Raw genomic sequence first — 22,652 nt, forward strand, 5'->3', positions numbered from 1 at the left:
ACGGTGCGGGGCCGTCCTCGGTACCCTGACCCCCGTACGGGTCCGCGTCACCTCGTCCGCACCGGCGGCAGCACGCCAGCCGGTCGCGACCGAAGTCACCGGCGGGCCCGTTGTTCACGTCTGTTCACGTCCAGCTACCTCACTCCACACGCCCGTCGACGGGCGACCCCGGTGCCCCCGCGCGGCCTGACGCGCGACGGGTGGGTCGCACCCCGGATGACACGGGCGGAGGCCCAACCGAACCGAAGGAACCAACCATGGCCGTCGTCACGATGCGCCAGCTGCTCGAGGCCGGTGTCCACTTCGGACACCAGACCCGTCGCTGGAACCCCAAGATGCGCCGCTTCATCTACGGCGAGCGCAACGGCATCTACGTCATCGACATCCGACAGACCGTCGGGTACATCGAGAAGGCGTACACCCACACCCGGGACCTGGTCGCCAAGGGCGGCACCGTCCTGTTCGTGGGCACCAAGAAGCAGGCCCACGAGACCATCGAGTGGCAGGCCACCCGCGTCGGGATGCCCTACGTCACCGAGCGGTGGATGGGCGGGATGCTCACCAACTTCGCCACCATGAAGGGCCGGGTGGCGCGCCTCAAGGAACTCGAGGCGATGGAGTCCTCGGGCACCTTCGAACTGCTGCCCAAGAAGGAGGTCCTGCAGCTGCGCCGTGAGCACGAGAAGCTGCAGACCAACCTCGGCGGCATCCGCGAGATGGCCAAGCTCCCCGACGCCATCTGGGTCGTGGACACCGTCATCGAGGAGATCGCGGTCAAGGAGGCCAACCGCCTCAAGATCCCGGTCATCGGCATCCTCGACACCAACTGCGACCCGGACCTCGTCCAGTTCCCGATCCCGGGCAACGACGACGCGATCCGCTCGTCGGCGCTGCTGACGCGCATCATCGCCGACGCCTGCGCGGACGGTCTGCTGCTGCGGGCCTCGCGTTCGCCCGACGAGGAGCTGCGCGTCCAGGCCCTGCAGGCGGCGCAGTCCGCCGGTGGCGGCCTCGAGGTCTCCGAGCCGAAGGCCGAGTGGGAGATGGAGCTCGAGCGCCAGCAGGCAGCCGCCCAGGCGACCCGCGCTGGTGGTGGCCCCGAGGCTGCGCCGGAGACGACGACGCCGCCGCCGGCCGATGCCGCGCCGGCCGAGGCTGCACCGGCCGAGGCTGCACCGGCCGAGGCTGCACCGGCCGAGGCCGCGCCTGCGACCGACGAGTCGACCGCCAGCTGACGGACGCGCCGCCCCGTGCACCGCGCGGGGCGGCCCGACCGCGCCCACACCACGTACCCCAAGGAGGCCCCCGTGGCCGTCTCCGCTGCTGACGTCAAGAAGCTGCGTGAGCTCACCAACGCGCCGATGATGGCCTGCAAGAAGGCCCTCGACGATGCCGACGGTGACCTCACCAAGGCCGCCGAGCTCGTCCGCGAGCGCACCGGCGCCAAGATGGACGCTCGGGCCCAGGACCGGACCGCGTCCGAGGGTCTGATCTACACCTACGCGCACACGCCCACCCCGGGGATGCCCGCGCGGGTCGGTGTGCTGCTCCAGCTGTCGTGCGAGACCGACTTCGTCGCCAAGGCCGAGCAGGTCCAGGCCCTGGCTCGCAACATCGCGCTCCACATCGCCGCGGCCAAGCCGCTGGTGGTGACCGAGGCCGACGTGGACGCCGCTCTCCTCGAGAAGGAGAAGGAGTTCGCCCGCAAGGAGGCCCTCGAGCAGGGCAAGCCCGAGAACATCATCGAGCGCATCGTCGAGGGCAAGGTCAAGAAGGTCTACGAGGACTGGGTCCTGCTCAACCAGCCGCTGATCATGGACCCCGACAAGACCGTCGCGCAGGCGATCTCCGAGGTCCAGGCGGTCGTCGGCGAGAAGCTCGAGGTCGCCCGCTTCGCCCGCTTCGAGGTCGGCGCCTGACCCTCCCGCGACCGTCCACGCAGCACGTCGGACACCGGACGCCGGCCTCTGTGGCCGGCGTCCTCGCGTCGGACCGACACAGGTGCGGCGGCTAGTCTCGCCGCACGTCCAGCCGCCGCGCCTCACCCGAGGACCCGCCCGTGCCGCACCGCCCACCGTTCTCGCGCATCCTGCTCAAGCTGTCGGGCGAGGCGTTCTCCGACCCATCGGTCAAGGGTGGCATCGATCCGACCATCGTTCGCCAGGTCGCCCGCGAGGTCGGCCAGCAGGCCAGCGAGGGCACCCAGGTCGGGATCGTGGTCGGCGGAGGCAACATCTTCCGCGGCAACTCGCCGTCGGCGACCGGGATGGACCGGGCGAGCGCCGACCACATGGGCATGCTCGCCACGACCATCAACGCCCTCGCGTTGCAGGACGCCCTCGAGAAGGCCAACGTCGAGACGCGCGTCCAGACCGCCATCGAGATGAAGGAGGTCGCCGAGCCCTACATCCGGCGCCGCGCCCTCCGCCACCTCGAGAAGGGCCGCGTGGTCATCTTCGCCGCCGGGCTCGGGGTGCCCTACTTCACCACCGACACCAGCGCCGCCCAGCGCGCCCTCGAGATCGGTGCCGAGGCCATCCTGAAGGGCACGCAGGTCGACGGCGTGTACGACAAGGACCCCAAGCACCACGCCGACGCGGTTCGCTACGACGAGATCGACTTCCTGTCGGTGCTCAACCAGGGCCTGCAGGTCATGGACTCGACCGCGATCTCGCTCTGCATGGACAACGGCCTGCCGATCGTCGTCTTCGAACTGCTGCGCGAGGGCAACATCGGACGGGTCGTCCGTGGCGAGCACGTGGGCACGCTCGTGCGGCCCGCCGACCTCCCTGCCTGAGCGACCACGACCCTGCGCTGCACCGACACCGCCGAACGAGGAGCCCATCGATGAGCCTCGACGAGGTCACCAAGGACGCGATCCGCAGGATGGACGCGGCCGTCGAGAAGGTCGCCGCCGACTTCGGTGGCATCCGGACGGGCCGTGCCAACCCGAAGATCCTGCAGAAGATCACGGTCGACTACTACGGGGCGCCGACGCCGCTCCAGCAGCTGGCCAACTTCTCGGTACCCGAGCCGCGCATCCTGCTGATCAACCCCTTCGACAAGGGTTCGGTCAACCAGATCGAGAAGGCGATCCGGGACTCCGACCTCGGTCTGAACCCCTCCTCGGACGGCTCGGTCATCCGGTGCGTGTTCCCCGAGCTCACCGAGGAACGCCGCAAGGACTTCATCAAGATGGCGAAGGCTGCGGCCGAGGACGGCCGCATCGCGATCCGCAACGTCCGGCGCAGCGCCCGCGACGCGATGCAGAAGCTCGAGGACGAGGGCGAGGTCGGCGAGGACGAGCACGAGCGCGCCACCAAGAAGCTCGAGGAGCTGACCGGGGCCCACGTCGCCCAGGTCGACAAGCTGCTCGAGCAGAAGGAACAGGACCTCCTCGAGGTCTGAGCGGGCGCACGCAGGTGGACCGAGGTGGGAGCACGGTCGGTGGCCACGGGAGAGGGGCCGAGGAGCCCGGGTGAGGACCCGGGTGCTTCGCCACGTCCCGATCCAGCACCCGGCACCTCCCGCCGCGAGGTCGGTGGCCGCAACCTGCCGGTGGCCATCGCCGTCGGGGTGGTCCTCGCGTCCATCTTCCTCGGCTCGCTGTTCTGGCATCCGGTGGCGTTCTCGCTGCTGATCGGCGTCCTGGTGGCGCTGGCCTGCGTCGAGGCCAGCCGGGTCCTTCGCCCCGTGGGCGTCCAGCTCGAGGTCCCCGTCCTGCTCGTGTCGTGCGCGGTCATGCTCGTCGGCGCCTACCAGGCCCGCCACGCCGGTCAGGCGGTGGGCGTCGCCGTGCTGTTCATCGGCGCGGTCCTGTGGCAGCTGTCCGACCCGCACCGCCGGGACGTGGTCCGGACGCTCGCGGCCACGGTCACGTTCGGGCTGTGGACCGGCTTCCTGGCCTCCTTCGGTGTGCTGCTCGTCACCCGCCCCGAGGCGGCGGTCGTCGCGGTCATCGGGGTCGTCGGCGCGGCGATCTTCTCCGACATCGGTGGCTACGCCTTCGGGGTGGCGTTCGGGCGTCGTCCCATCGCGCCGTCGGTGAGCCCCAACAAGACCTGGGAGGGCTTCCTCGGCGGGCTGCTGGTCGCCACCGTGCTCGCGATGATCGTCCTGCCGCTGATGAGCGACCGGTTCTCGGTCCTCGGGTCGGCGGTGCTCGCCCTGGCGTGCGGCTCGGCCACGTTCATCGGCGATCTGGTCGAGTCGATGATCAAGCGTGATCTCGGGGTCAAGGACCTCGGCGACCTCCTCCCCGGGCACGGTGGTGTGCTCGACCGTGTCGACGGCATCCTGCTGGCGCTGCCGGTCGGCTTCTACGCCGTCGAGCTGCTCCTGCGCAGCGGCTGACGCCGCCGGGGGCGACCGGCGTCCGGTCGTTGTCTGTCAGGACCCCGAGCCACGAGGTCACGCAGGCCCGAGGACGCGCCGGCTCGCTGCCGTACCCTGACGTGCTGGCGGTCCCGTCCGCCCTCACCCGTCCGGAGCTCCGTGAAGAGCGACCTCACATCCGCTGCCCCGCCGCCCCGTGAACGGGGGGCGATCGACCCGTACGCGCTCGACCGTGACGGGCTGACCGCGCTGTTCGCGGAGCTCGGCGCGCCGGCGTACCGGGCGCGGCAGCTGCACGCCTGGCTGGTGCGGGGGGTCGACGACCCGCGCGAGATGACCGACCTGCCGAAGGACCTGCGCGATCAGCTCGCCGAGCGCTTCGCGCCGGCTCGGCCCGAGCTGGTGGCCCACCGGGTGGCCGACGACGGGCACACCCACAAGCTGCTGCTGCGCTACCCGGACGGCGAGTCGATCGAGACCGTCCTGATGCTCTACCCGGGCCGCGCGACGGTGTGCATCTCCACCCAGGCCGGGTGCGCGATGGGGTGCCCGTTCTGCGCGACGGGGCAGGCCGGGTTCCGGCGCCAGCTGACGGCCGGCGAGGTGATCCGACAGGTCGTGCTCTGCGACGCGGCCCTCCGCAGCGGGACCATCGACCGGGACGCGCTGCCGGCCGACGCGCCCGACCACGTCACCAACGTGGTGTTCATGGGGATGGGCGAGCCGCTGGCCAACCTGCCGGCGACGCTCGCGACGGTGCGCTGGCTCCACGACCCGGACGGCTTCCGCCTCTCGGCCCGTGGCATCACGGTCTCGACCGTCGGTCTGGTCCCGGGCATCGACAAGCTGGCCGACGTCGGCCTGCCGGTCACCCTGGCGGTCAGCCTCCACGCCGCCACCGACGAGCTGCGCGACGAGCTGGTCCCGATCAACCGGACCCACCCGCTGGCCGAGCTCGAGGACGCGGTCCGCCGCTACCGGGACCGCACCAACCGGCGGGTCAGCATCGAGTGGTGCCTGATCGGCGACGTCAACGACGACGCCCACCAGGCCGACCGCGTGGCGGCCATCGCCAAGCGACTGCGGGCCCACGTCAACGTCATCCCGATGAACCCCACCCCGGGCGTGCGGTGGAAGGAACCGTCGGCACGGGCGACCTCGGCGTTCGTCGACCGCATCGAGCAGCGGGGTGCGAACGTGACCCTGCGCGACACCCGGGGGCGCGACGCCGACGCGGCGTGTGGGCAGCTGCTGGCCTCCTACGACCTCGGGGCGGGCACCATGCTGCCGGCCGCCATCGGTGCGGCGGACCGCGTCGACAAGCTGCTGCCGCTGACCGGGGAGCCGGGCTCGTGAGCGCGGACCGCCGCCGGGTGGTCCTGCTCGGCTCGACCGGCTCGATCGGGACCCAGGCCCTCGAGGTCGTCGCGACCCACCCGGACCGGTTCGAGGTCGTCGGGCTCGCAGCGGGCAGCGATGCCACGGCCCTGGCCGCGCAGGCGGACGCGCACGGGGTCCGGTGCGTGGCGTTGGCCGACCCCGAAGCCGCCCGGGCGCTGCGTGCCGCCCGCCCCGACCTCGACGTCCTCGATGGGCAGCGCGGCGTCGTCGAGCTCGCCGGCACGGACGCCGACCTCGTCCTCAACGGGGTCACCGGGGCGGTCGGTCTCGAGCCGACGCTGGCGGCGCTGGCCGCCGGCACGCCGGTGGCGCTCGCCAACAAGGAGTCGCTCATCGTCGGGGGCGACCTCGTCGTCGCTGCGGCCGAGCGGGCCGGGGGTCGCGAGAGCCACCTGATCCCCGTCGATTCGGAGCACTCGGCGCTGGCTCAGTGCCTGCGTGGTGGGCGACGCAGCGAGGTCGGCCGGCTGGTGGTCACCGCCTCGGGCGGTCCCTTCCGCGGTTGCAGCGCCGCCGAGCTGGCCGAGGTGACCGTCGACGATGCGCTCGCCCACCCCACGTGGGCGATGGGACCGGTGGTGACGATCAACTCGGCGACCCTGATGAACAAGGGGCTCGAGCTGATCGAGGCGCACGAGCTGTTCGCCGTCCCGTGGGACCGCATCGACGTGGTGGTCCACCCGCAGTCCGTGGTCCACTCCATGGTGGAGTTCGTGGACGGGTCGACCATCGCGCAGCTGTCGCCGCCGGACATGCGTCTGCCGATCCAGCTCGCGATGACCTGGCCGGAACGGGTCGATCACGCGTTCGTGGCCTGCGACTGGACGCGCGCCAGCGAGCTCACCTTCGAACCGGTGGACCGCACGACGTTCCGAGCGCTCGACCTCGCCGAGGAGGCGGGGCGCCGCCGGGGCACCTGGCCAGCGGTGCTCAACGCTGCCAACGAGGTCGCGGTGGATGCCTTCCGCGCCGGACGGTTGCCGTTCCTCGGCATCGCCGATCTCGTCGAGGGCACCATGGACGCGTGGGCCGCCACCGACCCGGGGGCACCGAACCAGCTGCAGGACGTGCTCGACGCCGACGCATGGGCCCGGGAGCGGGCCACCGCAGGTCTCGATGTCCGGCCCGTCGTGGCCGTGGAGGGGTAGACGTTGTCAGGATCGGTCGCCATCACCATCTTCGTGGTCAGCCTGATCGCCGCGATCATGCTCCACGAGGCGGGGCACTTCTTCACCGCGCGTCGCTTCGGCATGCGTGCGGACCGCTTCTTCCTCGGGTTCGGGCCGACGCTGTGGTCGACCCACCGGGGCGAGACCGAGTACGGGGTCAAGGCCCTGCCCCTCGGTGGGTTCGTGCGGATCCGGGGCATGAGCGAGCTCGACGAGCGGCTCGCGCCGGTCCCCGACGCCGTGTTCGATCCCGCCGCCGTCGAGCAAGACGTCTCCCACGTGCCGGTCGGCGTCGGCGCGACCGGTGCGGACGGTGGGACCATCCCCGAAGCGACCTGGCAGCGCCTGACTTCCGAGCTTCGGGGTCGTGGGACCCCCGGGGACCTGACCGAACGCATCGTGGAGCGCACGCGCAGCCGGGTGTCCCACGACGCCTCCCCGTCCGTCGCCCGCGGCATCCTCGCTGAAGCCATCGAGGTCGAGGTCCCTCCGTCGACCAAGGTCGGCGACCTCGGCCACCGCCTCCGCCGTGGGGACGAGGGCCGGTTCTTCGGCGACCGTCCGGCCTGGCAGCGGGCCATCGTGCTCGTCGCTGGTTCGGCCGTGCACTTCCTGATCGCCATCGTGTTGCTGCTGACGCTGTTCCTGTTCACCGCCACGCAGTTCGTCGGCATCGACCCGACGGTCTCGGACGTGCTCGAGGGATCCCCCGCTGCGGCTGCAGGTCTGCAGCCCGGTGACCAGGTCGTGGCCGTCGACGGTGTGCGCAGCGACGACTACGACACGCTCCGCGATCGCATCCGCGCCCGACCCGAGCAGCCGACCGAGCTGGTGGTCCTGCGCGATGGTGCCGAGCTGACCCTCACGGTCACCCCGGACCTCGCGGAGGACCCCACCACCGGTGAAGAGGTCGGTCAGGTCGGCTTCCTGCCCACCGAGGTGGTGGACCGGATGCCGGCCGGCGAGGCGGTCCGCGAGGCCTTCACCGGCCAGGTCGGGTTCGTGACGATGGTCGACCAGACCTTCCGTGCCATCGGGCGGGTCTTCGGTCCGGACGGCCTGGCCGGGTTGTTCTCGCAGGCGACCGGCGGCGTGGAACGCGATGCCCAAGGTGCGGTCTCGCTCGTCGGCGCTGCCGACATCGCGGGGCAGGCCGCCGCGTTCGGGGTCGGCACGTTGCTGCTCCTGGTCGCGGCGATCAACGTCTTCATCGGCATCTTCAACCTGCTGCCCCTGCCCCCCCTCGACGGCGGACACCTCGCGGTCCTCGCCATCGAACGCAGCGTCAACGCGGTGCGGCGGATGCGCGGGCGGGCGCAGGACTTCACCGTCGATCCCCGTGCGATCGCCGCGGTCGCCGTCCCCGTCCTCGTGGTGCTCGGGTTCGTGTTCTTCGCCCTGCTCTACCTCGACATCACCCAGCCCATCCGCATCTGAGCCGTCCGGCTCCCCGAACGAAGAGGTCCCCGTGTCCGGCGCGTTGCCCCTGCTGCCCTCGACGCCAGCTGCCGACGCAGCCCCGGTCGTCGACGGTCCGTTCGGCCCCCCGGGGCCGACCAACCCGGGCCGTCGTCGCAGCCGCAAGATCAAGGTCGGCCCCATCGAGGTCGGTGGGGACGCACCGATCAGCGTGCAGACGATGACGGTGACCCCCACCCACGAGGCGGACACCACCCTGCAGGCCATCGCCGCCTGCCAGGCTGCCGGTGCCGACATCGTCCGGGTCGCCGTCCCGCGCCGCGAGGACGCCGAAGCCCTGGCCTACCTCGCCGAGCACAGCCGCATCCCGCTGATCGCCGACATCCACTTCCAGTGGAAGTACGCCGTCCTGGCCATCGAGGCGGGCTGCGCCGCGGTGCGCATCAACCCGGGCAACATCAAGAAGCACGACAAGGTCGCCCTGCTCGGCCAGCTCGCCGGCGAGGCGGACGTGGCCATCCGCATCGGGGTCAACGGCGGCAGCCTCGAGGACGACATCCTCGCCAAGTACGGCGGCCGGGCGACGCCCGAGGCGATGGTCGAGTCAGCCCTCAACGAGGTGAGGCTCCTCGAGGACGTCGGGTTCGGCAACACCAAGATCTCGGTCAAGCACTCCGACCCGTGGGTGATGATCCAGACCTACCGGCTGCTCGCCGCCAGCTGCGACTACCCGCTGCACCTCGGCGTGACCGAGGCCGGACCGCTCAAGACCGGGTCGATCAAGTCCGCCGTCGGCATCGGCGCGCTGCTCGCCGAGGGCATCGGCGACACCATCCGCGTGTCGCTGTCGGCCGACCCGGTCGAGGAGGTCAAGGCCGGCATCGCCATCCTCGAGTCGCTGCACCTGCGTGAGCGCGGCCTCGACGTGGTGTCCTGCCCGTCCTGCGGCCGTGCGCAGGTCGACGTGTGGACGCTGGCCGAACAGGTCCAGAAGGGCCTCGAAGGGCTCGATGCGCCGCTCCGCGTCGCCGTGATGGGGTGCGTGGTCAACGGACCGGGCGAGGCGCGCGAGGCCGACCTCGGCGTCGCCGCCGGCAACGGCAAGGGCGACATCATCAAGAAGGGCGAGCGCATCGCCACCGTGCGCGAGGAGGACATCGTCGAGGCGATGGTCCACTACGCCACCGAGATGGCCGAGGAGATCCGGGCCGAACGCGGCGAGGGCGACCCGGTCGTCGTCTGAGGTCGTCCTTCAGCTGAGGGGTTCGGTGGTGGACGGCTCGGACGGGGCTCCGGGCGCGTGGTCCTCGTGGTTCTCGTGATCCTCCTGGTCCTCGTCGATGGCCGCTTGGATGGAGCGTTGCAGCGTGCGCGCCCCGGCAGCGCTGGCGCGGCCGAGGTCACGCACGTCGGCGACGAGCTGGTCGAACGACGCCCAACCCTCGGAACGGGTGACACCACGGATGTAGGTGCCGAGGTAGATGCAGACGGCGACGACGATCAGGCTCGGCAGGCCTCGGAAGGGCATCCCGATCAGGCCGACCTCCCCATCGAGGAAGACGAGCTCGCCGGTCGTGCCGATCGTGAGGATCAGGACGGCGGCGACCCCGGTGGCGCGGAGGGTCAGCGCGCGGACGGCCCGCCAGCTGCGCGCGTCGTGGTTGCGGGTCCCGACCAAGGTCCAGCCGATGACGGTGGCCAGCGGCAGCAGCCAGGTCCACTCGTTGATCGCGGCGCCGTCGCGCAGCGACAGTCCGGCGAAGCCGCTGCCGATCGCGCCGAAGAACGGGTAGACGGTGGCGCCGACCACCAGGGATGCCGATGCGGCCAGACCGGCGATCGTCGTACCGGCCATCAGCACGGCCACCTGACCGGCATCCAACCCGTCGCTGGCGACCGCGGTACGGATGAGCAGGAACAGGACCGCCACCAGCTGCGCGATCGCGAACCCGAGCACCACGCGCCGGGCTACCGGCGAACGTGACGCCCAGGTGGTCAGCAGCCACGGCGCGAGGCCTACGACCGGGATGGCCAGGAACCGCAGACCCACCTCGACACCCTCGGGTGCGGTGAAGCGCGCGATGATGCTGACCACGAGCACGACCGCGGTGGCCACGGCGAGGATCGGCACGTTGATCCGCTGGGCAGCCGCGTGTCGGCGTACGCCGCCGCTCATCGACCCGAGGGCGGCGGCCAGGACGATCGTGCCGTAGGGCAGGAGCGAGAGGCCGTCGACCGGCAGCACCGCGCTCATCGGGCCAGCCACGGTGTGCATGCCGAGCAGCGCACCGGTGACCGCTGCGAACACTCCGCGCAGCACGTCCTGCGGGGGACCGTCCGCCAGCGCCGCGACGAGTGCCGCGGTGATGGCCCCGATGGTGACGGCGAAGATCACCGGCGCGACAGCGATGAGCAGAGCGCTCGCGCTGAGCTGCGTCCGGAGCGCCCCGCCCTCCGCCTCGGCCGCGGCCTCCTCGGCCCCAGCGGGAGCCGGCCACCCGGCCGCCGCTGCGTCGGCGGTCGCGGGCGGTGCTGCCCACGCGCCGCCGACGGGTTGCGCCTCGCCGTCACCGACACCGGGGGAGAGCGGAGGTGCCGGCCAGTCCGCCGGCTGACCGCGCGGCGGCCCGGAGGGTGGCGTGGTCGGCAGAGGCTCCGTCGCTCCGGCCGGCTCGTCCGGAGTCGGTGGCGTTGGTGGGTCGCTGGCCATCGTCGTTCCCCCGTGGTCGACCGAGCTGGCGGATGTGCGTCGTCGTGCATGGCGGGATGCACCGGTTCGGGACGCTACCAAGACACCGCGGCCAGCTCAGAGGATGGCCCGCTACGGGGGATGATCGGCGACGCGCGATGTCAGCGGTGACTAGCCTCGCCGGCCGACGGAGGTCGATGTGGTCCACGGGGGGACCCCGCCGCAGGTGCCGCCGCCCGACCCTGGATCGGGCGCGAGCCACCCGCCGAGCACGGGGACGACGAAGGCTGGCGAGCGGATGGTGCTCGCCGGCTCACTCGGGTACGTCGTCGCGCTGTCCCTGCCGTGGTACCGGGACACCCGCGGCTCGACGATCGAGGCGACGATCGGCTGGCTCGGCCCCAACGTGCAGGCGAGCTACCTGGGCCTGTTGCTGGTGGTGGTGCTGGTCGTCGAGGTGCTGCGGGGTCGTGCCCGTCGCCGCCGTCCGCACGGGCCGCCTCGGGATCGTGCCGCCGACCTGCCGCGCCGTGGTGTCGTGCTCCTCTGGGTGGGCCTCGGCACGGTGGGCACCGTGCTGTTCCGTCTGCTCGCGCAGCCCGAAGGCGTGTACTGGGGGCTGTTCGGTGGGCTGGCTGCGACGGCCGCGATCGCGTACGGGACGCACCTGATCGAGTACGGCGAACCTCGCGTCACCGGCGGTCCGACGTGATCGAGGATCGTGGCAACCGCGGTTCGTTGGAGCGTCCGGGCGTGGCCGAAGGCGTCCGTGCGGGGATGCTCCTCTCGTCGGGCTTGGCGCTGGTCGTCCACGTGACCGTGGGGCTCCCGCTGCTCGTGGTCTGGTTGGCGGCGCTCGTCGGTGGGGCCGGGTTGCTGGGGGCGATGGGCGCGTCGGGAGGTGTCCTCGGTGACCGTCGGGTGCTCCGCGCGGGCCTGTGGCCGGCCATCGCTGCGGTGGTCGCCTACGACGTGAGTCGCCTGCTGCTCGTCGAGCTCGGCGGCTTCCCGATCCACCCGTTCGGTGCCTTCCCGCACTTCGGGACCGCGCTGGTCGGCTCGGGAGCGTCCGAGACGGTGCGCTGGGTCGTCGGGAGCGGTTTCCACGTGGTCAACGGTGTGGCCTTCGCGCTGGCGTACGTGGTGCTGTTCGGACGACGCGGGGTGCTGGCCGGGATCGGCTGGGGTCTCGGGCTCGAGCTCGCCATGATCGCCCTGTACCCGCGGTGGCTCCAGATCGCCGAGCTGCGGCTGTTCCTGACGATGTCGGTCCTCGGGCACGTCGCCTACGGCGCGACGCTGGGCTGGACCGCTGCCCGCGCCACGGCGAGGATCCCGCCACGTCCGACGACGCCGTGAGCGCCGCAGCACCGCGGTGTGCCGTTGGACATCAACTGGGAGCCGAACGCGCCGGCGTTCGGGGACTACGGCCGTTTCACGCGCTACGACAGGGAACAGCCGCCGCCGGTGTGACTGACGAAGGCTGGCGAAGCGACGTGGTTCCTGGGAGGTGTGCCGTGAGGCTCGAGGACGTGGAGCGTGAGACGGCGTTGCAGGCGGTCGGCATCGCTCTCACGCGACGCGAAGCGGAGGAGCTCCGCGACAAGCTGCGGTTGCTGCTCGAGGACCCTGAGAACCGCCACGAGCACGTCTCGAGCGACGACTTCCAGACGGAGTTGACGGTGTGGATCGCAGAGCAGATCCACGGACGAGATGACGGGTGAGGCGGGTGGTACCGGCGGCAGGAGCGTGGCACCCGCGTGGCTCGCCGGGACGGGCCCGTGACGTGCTGGCGGCCGTGGAGCGTGGGGCCCGGATCCCGGAGGCTGAGCGTGACTCCGGCGCGTCGACGGATGCGCTGCTGAGGGCCGCCGACCTCCACACCGGCGTGAGCGACCTCACGAGCCAGGTCGTCGGCCTGGCTCAGCTGATCGTGGGTGGCGGGCGGCCGGACGACCTCGGAGATCCTGCGTGAGCATGGCGGCGTTCGAGTCGGCGTCCGCGCTCCTGCGTGAGGACGAGAACCGGTGCGACGTCGTCGGTCCACGGGACGAACCGCTGATCGTCGCCGCCGAGGAGGCGCTCGGTCTCCGGCTGCCGCCGTCCTACCGGGCGTTCGTGGCGCGTTTCGGCGCTGGTGACGTGGCCGGCGAGGAGATCTTCGGGGTCATCCACGGCGACTTCTCCGCGTCGGGCGTGCCGGATGGCATCTGGATGACGCTCGAGGGGAGACGGGACTGGAACCTGCCATCCACGATGGTGGTGGTGTCCTTCGACGGGGGCACCGACTACCTGGTCCTGGACACGGCCAGGGGCGGTGAGGACGGTGAGGCTCCCGTCCTGGTGTGGCGACCTGGATCGTCGGCGCCCGGGGATGACCTCGAGCAGTTGGCACCCGACTTCGGTACCTGGCTGCTGGAGCTCTGCCGTGCGCGGCTGACGACGTGACCGTGCCGCGTCGGCCCGCTCCTCCCGACCCGGGTGCGCGAGCTCGCCGTGCCGTTCGCCGAGGAGATCCGCGCCGAACGCGGCGAGGGCGACCCCGACGTCGTCGGGGTCGCCCTCGGTCGCGAAGCGACCTGGTCTCACGCGCGCCGAGCGTGCTCCTCGGTCAGGGTGCGGGGCAGGAGACCCGTGGGTTCCAGTCCTCGAACGTCCCCGCCGGGTTCGGTTCGAACAGCCACGCGTGTAGCACGTAGACGCCGAGCGCTTCGTTGAGGTGCAGGTGGTGGCCGAGCACCTCCGGGGGGTGGGTGTGTTCGGCGTCCCACGGCTCGGCCGGCACGATCCACTCCACGGCACCCAGCCGCAGTTGGCCGCGCGGTCCAGGGACGTAGACGAGCGCCTCGGGTCGGAGCGGGTCGAGGTCGAGGTCGAGCCGGGACGCGTCGATGAGGTGGTACCCCATCGCGCCGTCCGCCGGATCGTCCGCCACGAAGCAGTGGTCGAGTCCCGGGATGAAGCCGTACCCGGCCGCTTCCGCCGTTGCTCGGTGGTGGAAGCGTGCTGTCGCGGCACGGACCTCGGCGAGCGCGCTGCCACCGTCGTCACCGGGGGCGGCACCGGCCACCGTGACCGAGGTGTTGACCAGCAGCGCCGCAGCGAGCGCGACCAGGGCGATCCTCGGGCGGCTCATGACGACACCGCCGTGTGGGCCTCGGCCGGGAGGTAGAAGTACGGGTCCAGGACCCGGACCTCCGTGATGAGTTCGACCGGCAGTTCGTTGTCACCCGCGGCCCGACGCAGCGCCTCGGGATCCGGTCCGTCGTACACGCAGAACGTGGTCGACCGGTCCGGGGTCACGTACGAGTGCAACCAGGTCACGTCGTGCAGCGCGTTGCGGGTCGCGATGGCCGCGCACGCGTCCGCCCCGACGTCGTCGAGCGGGACCGTCAGGCCCTCCGGGAAGTGACGGGTGATCAGGTACCTCGGCATGGTGTTCCTCCTCGCAGCTCCGCGGACCGTCCGCTGACTGCTCGGAGAGCCTGCGCTTCGCAGCGGACGCCCACATCGGGAGACCTCCCTAGGTTGCGCCGGAGGACGCCTACCTAGAGAGCGTCGTCGGCGACCCCGCCTGCCGCACGCTCGGGACCCAGCCCGAGATCGAGGGCCGCCCGCACCGCGCCCCCACGGGAACTGACCCCGAGCTTGGTCAGGATCGCGGACACGTGGTGCCCCGCGGTCTTCTCGGAGATGAACAGTCGCTCGGCGATGGTGCGGTTGCTGGCGCCTTCGGTGAGCAGGTCGAGTACCTCGAGCTGGCGGGTGGTCAGGGCGGCAGGGTTCGCCCGCGTCGTCGGACGGGGGCCACGTGGCAGGCTGCGCACCCCCCGCGCTCGCAGCTGCCGAGCCACCCGCCGGCTGTCGACGGCAGCTCCGAGGCGCTGCAGCTCCGCGAGCGCCTCGCGCTGGTCGTCGTCCCGGTCGCTGTCGGCGAGCGCCGACGCACGTTCGTAGGGGCAGCCGACCCGCTGCCAGGCGTCCGCCGCGGCCACGAACCGGCCCTGCACGTGCAGGGCGTACGGCTCGTAGGCGCCGGTCGGTGGCTCCTCGAGCGCGCCTCCTCGCCACGCCCAGAAGGCCAGCTCGCCGGTGGCCCACGGGTGGTGCAGCCGACGTGCGTCGGCGAGCGGCTCGGCCACCAGGTCGGCGACGCTCTCGAGGTCGCCGGCCAGCCACGCCGCCTCGGCGCGTGCCGCGGCGACCGGCCAGGTCCGCTGGAGGTGGCGCATCGTGCTGGCGACCGCCCACGCCTCGTCGAGCACCGCGGCGACGCCCGGGTCACCGCGGCGGGCACGGACGCGTCCGATCACGGTCAGGGCCACGATGCGCGACATCGGGTTCACGTGCGGATCCCGGAGCACGGTGGACGCCGCGGTGACCGCCTCCTCCCAACGTCCCTGTTCGAGCTGCGTGCGCGCCCACCACGCGGTCGCGTAGTGGATGTGGCTGTCGTGGTCGTGTTCACGGGCGAGGGTGATGGTCCGCTGCAGGTAGCCGTCCGCGCTGGCGTAGTCGCGGACCTCACCGAACGCGGAGCCGAGGTTGCCGAGGACGCGGGTCGCGTCGGCACGTAGGCCGTGCTGGAGCGCGAGTTCCAGGTTGCGTTCCAGCGTCGCGCGTCCGGCTGCCGGGTCGCCCGAGAGGATCTGTGCGCATCCGAGGGCGTCCAGAGCTCGTGTGAGCGCCGCGTGTGCTTCGACCTGCTCGGACAGCGCGATGGCCCGCTGTCCCCAGCTGACGGCCTCGGGGAGCTCGCGGACGAGCATGTGCGTGTGAGCCCGCAGCGCGTACGCGAAGGCCAGCTCGGGTCCGGGTGGCAGCGTCTCGAGCAGGTCGATGGCCTCGGCCTGGGCGACCTGCCCGGCAGCGGTGTCGCCCTCGAGGGCGAGGAGGAGGGACAGCGAGCAGGTCGCCGCGCCGATCCGACGCACGTCGCCGACCTGCTGCCACGCGGCGAGCGCCCGACGTTGGCTCGCGAGCCCCTGCGCCGCAGCATCCGTGTACGAGCACTCACGAGCGTGGTCCTCGAGCAGGGAGGCGTGTTCCTCGGTCGGGAGGCCGTCCGCGTGGCGTAGCGCCCGGTCGAGCTGGTCGCGCGCTTCGCGGTGCGACCCGGCCGCCGCCGCGCGTCGGCCGGCCAGCGTTGCATGTCGGAGCACCGTCGCCGCGTCGCCGCATCGCTCGGCGTGGTGGGCGATGCGGGCGTGGTCGGTGCGGTCAGGTGGCGCGTCGAGGAGGTGGCTGACCACCTTCGCGTGCAGGTCGGCCCGGCGTGCTGGCGGGATGGCGGCCTCGATCGCCCGCCGCGCGATCTCGTGCCGGAAGGCGAGGCCGCTCTCGACCGGTCGCAGCATGCCCGCATCGACGCAGCGGTCGAGCTGGGCGGTGTCCGCATCGGTCACGGCGATCAGCAGCGCCGTCTCCACCTGACCCGGCACGACGGCGGCCCCTTCGAGCACGGCGCGCTCGGGGGCTGGAAGGCGCGACGCCCGCGCGAGGACGGCGGCGCTGATCGACGACGGGACACCAGCGGTCTCGGCGGCGAGCATCTCGCTGACGTAGAAGGGGTTGCCACCGGTGGTCGCGTGGAGCTCGTCCACGTCCAGCGGTGACCCGGCTGCCAGCTGCGCGGTGCCGTCCCGTGAGAGCGGTCCGAGCCGGAGCCGTGTCAGGGGGGCGCTCGACGCGAGGTCGCCGAGCAGCACGTGCACCGGTGAGCCGGGTGGCGTCTCGTCGTCGCGGTAGGTGGCCACCACCAGCGCGCGGAGCCCGCTGAGTCGGCGACCGACGAAGCGGAGCAGGTCCAGGGACGCCTCGTCCGCCCAGTGGAGGTCCTCGATGACGACCACCGTGGTCCGCCGACCCGTCAGTTCGGTCCGGAAGGCGTCGAGCAGGTCGTCACGGGCAGCGTCGGTCCGCACCGCGTGCTCGAGGTCGCCGGAGGTCTGGGCGGCGATGTCCCGCAGCGGGCCCAGCACACGGGGCGTGGCCAGGGCGTCACAGGCGCCGTGCAACACCCGCGCTCCGCCTCGCTGCGCGTCGTGCCGCAGTCGCTCGACGAGGCTGGTCTTGCCGATGCCGGCGGGTCCGGCGATCAGGACGAGCTGCCCCGCGCCCTCGTGCGCTCGGTGCAACAGCGCCGCCAGGGTCGCGAGCTGGGTGTCCCGCTCCAGGAGCTCCATGGCCCGAGCGTAAGGCCCGTGCGCGCGGGTGCGGCCCTCCTGCCGCGCTGGTAGGCTCGGCGGTCCACGCGGGCTGCTAGCCCGCGTCGTGCGTTCGGGCCTCACGGCTCGGCTCCGGGTACCCGGCGGAGCACGCACGAGAGGCACGACGCACGACCGCAGCAGACAACGGACGTCCACCGCGACGGCCGGCCCGCCGGGGCCGGCCGTCGTCGTGACCGGACGACGCGACAGAACAGAGCGTGACCCGGACACGCGCCCGGACAGCGCGTGACCGCCAGACACCTCCCGAGGACGATCCATGGCCGGCCACGACGACGAGACGCTCCCCGCCCGGGTGCGTGACCTCGCCGTGCCGTTCGCCGAGGAGCTCGAGATCGACCTCGTGGACGTCGAGATCGCCGGCTCCAAGGGGCGGCGGGTGGTGAAGCTGGTCGCCGACGCCACCGAGCCGGGCGCTGGGCTGGACGTCGACACCATCGCGTCGCTGGCGCGCAAGGTCGGTCACGAGCTCGACGAGGTGGACCTCATCGCTGGTGCCTACACCCTCGAAGTCACCTCGCCGGGGGCGACCCGTCCGCTGCGACGGCCCCGGGATTTCGTCCGCAACGTCGGGCGCGAGATCGATCTGCTGCGCACCGAGGACGCGGGCGAACCGCGCACGATGCGGGGCGAGGTGGTCGACGCCGACGACACGGCCGTCACCCTGACCGTCGGCTCGGACACCGTCCGCGTGCCCCTCGCGGAGGTTGACCACGGCAAGGTGGTGCTGCCGTGGTGATCTCGACCGCGACACCGCCGACGACCCCGACGACCCCGACCACCTGGGAGGCCATGAGTTGAAGATCGACCTCGACGCCCTGCGCCAGATCGAGCGCGAGAAGTCCATCGACTTCATCACCGTGGTCGAAGCCTTCGAGACCGCGATGGCTTCGGCCTACAAGCGTTCGCCGCAGGCCACCGGTGACGAGGCCCGTGTGGTCGTGGACCGCGTGACCGGGGACGTCACCCTCTTCGCCCAGGAGCTCGACGACGAGGGCAACATCGTCTCCGAGTGGCAGGAGGAGCCGAAGGACTTCGGCCGCATCGTGGCCCAAACCGCCAAGCAGGTGCTGCTGCAGCGCCTGCGCGAGGCCGAGCGCGAGGCCACCTACGGCGAGTTCGTCGGCCGCGAGGGTGACATCGTCGCGGGTCAGATCAGCCAGCAGGGCAACGTCACCCTGCTCGAGCTCGGCCGGACCGAGGCGCTGCTGCCCTACTCCGAGCAGATCCCCAACGAGCGGCTCGAGCACGGCGTCCACGTGCGTGCGGTCGTCATCGAGGTGCGTCGCCAGCTCAAGGGCTCGCAGATCGTCGCCTCGCGCACCCACCCGGCCCTCGTGGTCGGTCTGTTCGCCCTCGAGGTACCCGAGATCGAGGAGGGCATCGTCGAGGTCCGCGGCATCGCTCGCGAGGCCGGTCACCGCACCAAGGTCGCGGTGATGTCCAACGACCCGCAGGTCGACCCGGTCGGCGCGTGCGTCGGTCCCGGTGGGCAGCGGGCGCGCGGCATCCAGAAGGAGCTCCACACCGAGGAGCTCGAGCGGATCGACATCGTGCGCTGGTCCGACGAGCCCGAGAGCCTCGTCGCCAACGCGCTGTCGCCGGCGAAGGTCAGCGACGTCTACCTCTACCCCGACGACGGCACGGCGCTGGTGATCGTGCCCGACTACCAGCTGTCGCTGGCGATCGGCCGCGAGGGCCAGAACGCGCGCCTGGCCGCCCGCCTCACCGGTTGGCGCATCGACATCAAGTCCGAGTCCCAGTTCGCCGAGGAGCAGCGTGCCTTCCAGGAGGCGCTCGACGCGGGGCTCATCGACGAGTACGGCAACCCGCTCTCCGACGAGGGTGCGCAGGCCATCGCGGCTGCCTACGAGTCGGCGGAGCAGGTCCGCAAGGCCAGCATCGACGAGGGCGACGAGGACGCGGCCCCCGCTGCGGATCAGCCCACGGCACCGGGGGCGGACGCCTGATCCGACGTCGGCGCCGGTCCCGCCCCGTGCGGATCCGGTGTCGACCAGCCGGAGGCCACGCCCGGCCATCGGACGCCGACCCTCGCCAGACCGCCCGGAGGAAGTACCCTTGCAGCGCGTGACGCGCGAGCGGCACCAGCCCGCACCTGTCGGGAGCCACGCGGCCCCCGACGGGAACGGTCCGGTTCGCACGTGCGTTGGTTGTCGCCGGACACGGCCACGGGACGAGCTCGTCCGGTTGGCGCGGACCCCTGACGGGGTGCGGTACGACCGGCAGCGACGCGCACCCGGCCGGGGTGCCAACCTCTGTCCCGACCCCTCCTGCATAGAAGCCGCCAGCGAACGCGGCGCCGGACGCCTCCGGCGCGCGCTCCGAGGCGCACCTGAGACCGAGATCCGCGCGGCGCTCGACACGCTCCGCCGCGACCTCGACGACCAGGACCGCCAGACACCTCCAGCCGGCAGCACACCAGCACCAACGAGCCGGCCACGAGGCACCAGAGTGAGCACCCCGAGCGCGGGGTGACGATGCACCCCGGACCGCGGGGTGGCCAGGCACCCGACGAGGGCGCCGTGAGGAGTTCCCGCACGTGAGCAACAAGGTCCGTGTTTACGAGCTGGCCAAGGAGACCGGCCTCCACAACAAGGAGGTCCTCCGGCGGCTGACCGACCTCGGGGTCGAGGCGTCTTCGCACTCGTCCTCGATCAACGGCGCCGACGCTGCGCGTTTCCGCGAATCGCTCGGCAAGAGCGAAGCGGAACGCAAGGCCGAGGAGGAGGCGCGCAAGAGCAAGGAGCGCGCTGAGCTCGAGCGTTACCGCTCGATGCAGGCCGCAGCGCCCCCCGAGGGCAAGAAGGCCGCCAAGGTCCTGCCGCCGCACCTGCGCCAGCAGCAGGAGCAGGCGTCCGGGTCCGCTCCGTCGACGCCTCCGGCAGCCACGCCGCCGCCGGCCACGCCGCCAGCGGCGACCCCGCCGGTCGCGGACGCCCCGGCCGCCGAGGCTGCGGGCAGCGACGCGCCCCCGACGCCACCGGCGACCCCGCCCGCCGCCGGTGAGGACGGGTCCGGTGCCCCGGGGACGCCACCGGCGACCCCGCCTGCCACGCGCATGCCCGGCGCGCCGCCGCCACGGCTCAAGCCCGGCGAGGTCCCGCTCCGCCCACCGTCGACGCGGCAGGCTGCCCCGCCGACCGCCACCGGTGAGAGCCCCGAGGCGCGTCGTCGCGCCGAGCTCAACCTCCCGCAGACCGGATCGGGTCGCCGTTCGATCCCGCCGCCGCTGCGCTCCGCCCCCGCGCGGCCGCAGCCGACCCCGGGCCAGCCGCCCGCGGGTCGCGGTGGCCCGCCGCAGCGCGGTGGTCCTCCCGGTCGCGGCGCGCCCGGTGGGGGTCCCCGCCCCAGCCCCGGTGGCGCACGCCCCGGTCCGGGCAGCTCGCCGTACCGTCAGGCACCAGGTGGCCCGCCACGTACCGGCGGCCCCGGTGGCCCAGCCGGCCCCGGCGGCCCCGGTGGTGGTGCTCCCGGTGGCGGCGCACCTGGCCCCGCCGGCAAGCGGCGCAAGAAGAAGCGCGAGAAGTCGTCCCCCGCGGAGCAGGAGCTCTCGCGTGGGCCGATGCGCCGTGACGTCCCGCTCGAAGAGCAGATCACCGTCGAGCGGGTCGAGGTGCTGTCGGGTATCACCGTCGGCGAGCTCGCCGACAAGCTGAACGTCGCCGGTGCCGCCCTCGTCAAGAAGCTGTTCGAGATGGGCGAGATGGCGACCGTGCAGCAGACGCTGCCGGACGACACCGTCGAGATCCTCGGTGCCGACCTCGGGTTCGAGGTCTACTTCATGTCCGAGGAGGAGCTCGAGTTCGGGATCGAGGCGCCGGAGGACGAGGAGAACCTCGTCGACCGCCCGCCGGTCATCACCGTCATGGGGCACGTCGACCACGGCAAGACGCTGCTGCTCGATGCCATCCGCGAGACCGACGTCGTCGCTGGCGAGGCTGGGGGCATCACCCAGCACATCGGTGCCTACCAGATCCGTCACTCGGACCGGACGATCACCTTCATCGACACGCCGGGTCACGAGGCCTTCACAGCCATGCGTGCCCGCGGCGCCCAGGTCACCGACGTGGCGATCCTCGTGGTCGCTGCCAACGACGGGGTGATGCCACAGACCCAGGAGGCCATCACCCACGCGAAGGCCGCCGGCGTCCCGATCGTCGTCGCGATCAACAAGATCGACCTCGAGGGTGCCGACCCGAACCGGGTCAAGACCCAGCTCACCGAGCACGACCTCATCGCCGAGGACTTCGGCGGTGACACGCCGATGGTCGAGATCTCGGCGCTCAAGCGTCAGGGCCTCGATGACCTCATCGAGGTCGTGCTGCTCCAGGCCGACCTGCTCGAGCTGAAGGCGAACCCCGACAAGGACGCTCGTGGCCGCGTGGTCGAGGCACACCTCGACCGTGGCCGCGGTCCGGTCGCCACGGTGCTGGTCCAGGCCGGCACCCTCCGACGCGGGGACATCCTCGTGGCAGGGACGGCGGACGGCAAGATCCGCGCCATGTTCGACGAGAACGGTGAGACCGTCGACGAGGCCACCCCCGCTCGTCCCGTGCAGGTCATCGGTCTCAACGACGTGCCGGAGGCTGGTGACGAGTTCCGCGTCGTCGACGCCGAGCGGTTCGCCCGCGACGTGGCCGAGCGTCGGTCCGCCCGCGAGCGCCGCAAGGAGCTCGCGGAACGGCGGCCGTCGACCCTCGAGGAGTTCACCTCGGCGGTCCAGGCCGGCGACAAGGCGACCCTCAACGTCATCATCAAGGCCGACGTGTCGGGTTCCGCGGAGGCCCTCGAGGACTCGCTGCTCAAGCTCGAGCTCGACGAGGTGCAGGTCCGTGTGATCAGCAAGGGCGTCGGCGCCATCACCCAGGCCGACGTCCGGCTCGCCGACGCGTCGGATGCCATCATCGTGGCGTTCAACGTCCGTCCCGGCCCGAACGCACGCGACGAGATCGCCCGCTCCGGGGTCGATGTCCGCACCTACCGCATCATCTACGACGCGATCGAGGACATCGAGCGCGCCGTCAAGGGGATGCTGGCTCCCGAGTTCCGCGAGCAGATCATCGGCGAGGCCGAGGTCCGCGAGATCTTCAAGGTGCCGCGCCTCGGGTTCGTCTACGGCTGCATGGTCACCTCGGGCATCGTGCGCCGCGAGTCCGGCGTCCGGGTCATCCGCGACGGCGTCGTCATCGCCGACGACAACAAGATGTCGTCGCTGCGCCGGTTCAAGGACGACGTCAACGAGGTCCGTGAGGGCTTCGAGTGCGGCATCGGCCTGGACAAGTTCCAGGACGTCAAGGAGGGCGACGTGATCGAAGCCTTCGAGACCGTCGAGGTCGAACGCGAGTAGTCGTACCGCCCGTGCTGACGGCCCCGCCCCGTGCTGACGGCCCC

At 72.1% G+C, this 22,652-nt stretch carries 22 protein-coding genes; 18 read left to right on the plus strand and 4 right to left on the minus strand.

All coding sequences use genetic code 11. From position 1 onward, the window contains the following. The first annotated feature begins 257 nt into the window (after positions 1-257). From rpsB to ispG, 9 genes are all read left to right on the plus strand, one after another. Positions 258-1,235 (plus strand): 30S ribosomal protein S2, encoded by a 978-nt coding sequence (gene rpsB / locus NITAL_RS12100; RefSeq protein ID WP_052666445.1) that lies wholly within the window; start codon positions 258-260, stop codon positions 1,233-1,235. Between the two features lie 72 nt (positions 1,236-1,307). After that, entirely contained in the window at positions 1,308-1,919 is a 612-nt protein-coding gene (gene tsf / locus NITAL_RS12105; protein ID WP_211262372.1) for a hypothetical protein, read from the plus strand. Positions 1,920-2,059: 140 nt separating this feature from the next. Beyond that, positions 2,060-2,797: a UMP kinase gene (gene pyrH, locus NITAL_RS12110; protein WP_052666446.1), complete on the plus strand. Its 738-nt coding sequence runs from the start codon at positions 2,060-2,062 to the stop codon at positions 2,795-2,797. A gap of 50 nt (positions 2,798-2,847) precedes the next feature. Then, positions 2,848-3,408 (plus strand): ribosome recycling factor, encoded by a 561-nt coding sequence (gene frr, locus NITAL_RS12115; protein ID WP_052666447.1) that lies wholly within the window; start codon positions 2,848-2,850, stop codon positions 3,406-3,408. A gap of 24 nt (positions 3,409-3,432) precedes the next feature. After that, positions 3,433-4,353, plus strand: a complete 921-nt coding sequence (locus NITAL_RS12120; RefSeq protein WP_052666448.1) for a phosphatidate cytidylyltransferase — start codon at positions 3,433-3,435, stop codon at positions 4,351-4,353. A gap of 141 nt (positions 4,354-4,494) precedes the next feature. Beyond that, positions 4,495-5,691 carry a dual-specificity RNA methyltransferase RlmN gene (gene rlmN, locus NITAL_RS12125; protein ID WP_083441505.1) on the plus strand — a complete coding sequence of 399 codons (1,197 nt, stop codon included), beginning with the start codon at positions 4,495-4,497 and terminating at the stop codon, positions 5,689-5,691. Next, entirely contained in the window at positions 5,688-6,884 is a 1,197-nt protein-coding gene (gene dxr, locus NITAL_RS12130; RefSeq protein WP_052666449.1) for a 1-deoxy-D-xylulose-5-phosphate reductoisomerase, read from the plus strand. The genes rlmN and dxr overlap by 4 nt, the downstream gene beginning before the upstream one ends. Positions 6,885-6,887: 3 nt before the next feature. After that, positions 6,888-8,342 (plus strand): M50 family metallopeptidase, encoded by a 1,455-nt coding sequence (locus tag NITAL_RS12135; RefSeq protein WP_052666450.1) that lies wholly within the window; start codon positions 6,888-6,890, stop codon positions 8,340-8,342. Positions 8,343-8,394: 52 nt separating this feature from the next. Further along, a complete protein-coding gene (gene ispG / locus NITAL_RS12140; RefSeq protein WP_052669636.1) occupies positions 8,395-9,567 on the plus strand; it encodes a flavodoxin-dependent (E)-4-hydroxy-3-methylbut-2-enyl-diphosphate synthase in 1,173 nt (390 codons plus the stop codon). Between the two features lie 9 nt (positions 9,568-9,576). Here the strand turns inward: ispG and NITAL_RS12145 are convergent, their stop codons facing one another. Further along, entirely contained in the window at positions 9,577-11,034 is a 1,458-nt protein-coding gene (locus NITAL_RS12145) for a hypothetical protein (protein ID WP_052666451.1), read from the minus strand. Between the two features lie 178 nt (positions 11,035-11,212). Between NITAL_RS12145 and NITAL_RS12150 the strand changes: the two genes are divergently transcribed. The 5 genes from NITAL_RS12150 (at position 11,213) to NITAL_RS12170 (ending at position 13,461) form a co-directional block, all read left to right on the plus strand. Further along, the gene (locus tag NITAL_RS12150; RefSeq protein ID WP_052666452.1) at positions 11,213-11,725 is read left to right on the plus strand and encodes a hypothetical protein; all 513 of its coding nucleotides are present in this window, start codon (positions 11,213-11,215) and stop codon (positions 11,723-11,725) included. Positions 11,726-11,766: 41 nt separating this feature from the next. Further along, positions 11,767-12,372 (plus strand): hypothetical protein, encoded by a 606-nt coding sequence (locus NITAL_RS12155; protein WP_157041793.1) that lies wholly within the window; start codon positions 11,767-11,769, stop codon positions 12,370-12,372. Positions 12,373-12,530: 158 nt separating this feature from the next. Continuing rightward, positions 12,531-12,737, plus strand: a complete 207-nt coding sequence (locus NITAL_RS12160; RefSeq protein WP_052666454.1) for a hypothetical protein — start codon at positions 12,531-12,533, stop codon at positions 12,735-12,737. Then, positions 12,734-12,988, plus strand: a complete 255-nt coding sequence (locus tag NITAL_RS12165; protein WP_052666455.1) for a hypothetical protein — start codon at positions 12,734-12,736, stop codon at positions 12,986-12,988. Before NITAL_RS12160 ends, NITAL_RS12165 begins: the two co-directional genes overlap by 4 nt. Before the next feature lie 2 nt (positions 12,989-12,990). After that, the gene (locus NITAL_RS12170) at positions 12,991-13,461 is read left to right on the plus strand and encodes an SMI1/KNR4 family protein (RefSeq protein WP_052666456.1); all 471 of its coding nucleotides are present in this window, start codon (positions 12,991-12,993) and stop codon (positions 13,459-13,461) included. A gap of 163 nt (positions 13,462-13,624) precedes the next feature. On the opposite strand, the gene NITAL_RS12175 is transcribed toward NITAL_RS12170, so the two are convergent. From NITAL_RS12175 to NITAL_RS12185, 3 genes are all read right to left on the minus strand, one after another. Continuing rightward, a complete protein-coding gene (locus tag NITAL_RS12175) occupies positions 13,625-14,149 on the minus strand; it encodes a hypothetical protein (protein WP_052666457.1) in 525 nt (174 codons plus the stop codon). Then, complete coding sequence (locus NITAL_RS12180; RefSeq protein WP_052666458.1) at positions 14,146-14,448, minus strand: DUF4242 domain-containing protein; 303 nt, start codon at positions 14,446-14,448, stop codon at positions 14,146-14,148. The genes NITAL_RS12175 and NITAL_RS12180 overlap by 4 nt, the downstream gene beginning before the upstream one ends. A gap of 113 nt (positions 14,449-14,561) precedes the next feature. Next, positions 14,562-17,198 carry an ATP-binding protein gene (locus tag NITAL_RS12185; protein ID WP_052666459.1) on the minus strand — a complete coding sequence of 879 codons (2,637 nt, stop codon included), beginning with the start codon at positions 17,196-17,198 and terminating at the stop codon, positions 14,562-14,564. A 301-nt stretch (positions 17,199-17,499) separates the two neighbouring features. Here NITAL_RS12185 and NITAL_RS12190 point away from each other — a divergent pair, with 301 nt between their 5' ends. The 4 genes from NITAL_RS12190 (at position 17,500) to infB (ending at position 22,608) form a co-directional block, all read left to right on the plus strand. Next, complete coding sequence (locus NITAL_RS12190) at positions 17,500-17,979, plus strand: ribosome maturation factor RimP (RefSeq protein WP_052666460.1); 480 nt, start codon at positions 17,500-17,502, stop codon at positions 17,977-17,979. Next, a complete protein-coding gene (nusA, locus tag NITAL_RS12195) occupies positions 17,948-19,210 on the plus strand; it encodes a transcription termination factor NusA (protein ID WP_211262373.1) in 1,263 nt (420 codons plus the stop codon). The genes NITAL_RS12190 and nusA overlap by 32 nt, the downstream gene beginning before the upstream one ends. Before the next feature lie 118 nt (positions 19,211-19,328). Continuing rightward, positions 19,329-19,736 carry a DUF448 domain-containing protein gene (locus NITAL_RS29410; RefSeq protein ID WP_083442166.1) on the plus strand — a complete coding sequence of 136 codons (408 nt, stop codon included), beginning with the start codon at positions 19,329-19,331 and terminating at the stop codon, positions 19,734-19,736. 64 nt (positions 19,737-19,800) lie between these two features. Beyond that, a complete protein-coding gene (gene infB / locus NITAL_RS29200) occupies positions 19,801-22,608 on the plus strand; it encodes a translation initiation factor IF-2 (protein ID WP_083441507.1) in 2,808 nt (935 codons plus the stop codon). The last annotated feature ends 44 nt before the right edge of the window (positions 22,609-22,652 follow it).

Origin of the sequence: Nitriliruptor alkaliphilus DSM 45188 (assembly GCF_000969705.1) — a bacterium.
In the GTDB taxonomy this organism is placed as follows: domain Bacteria; phylum Actinomycetota; class Nitriliruptoria; order Nitriliruptorales; family Nitriliruptoraceae; genus Nitriliruptor; species Nitriliruptor alkaliphilus.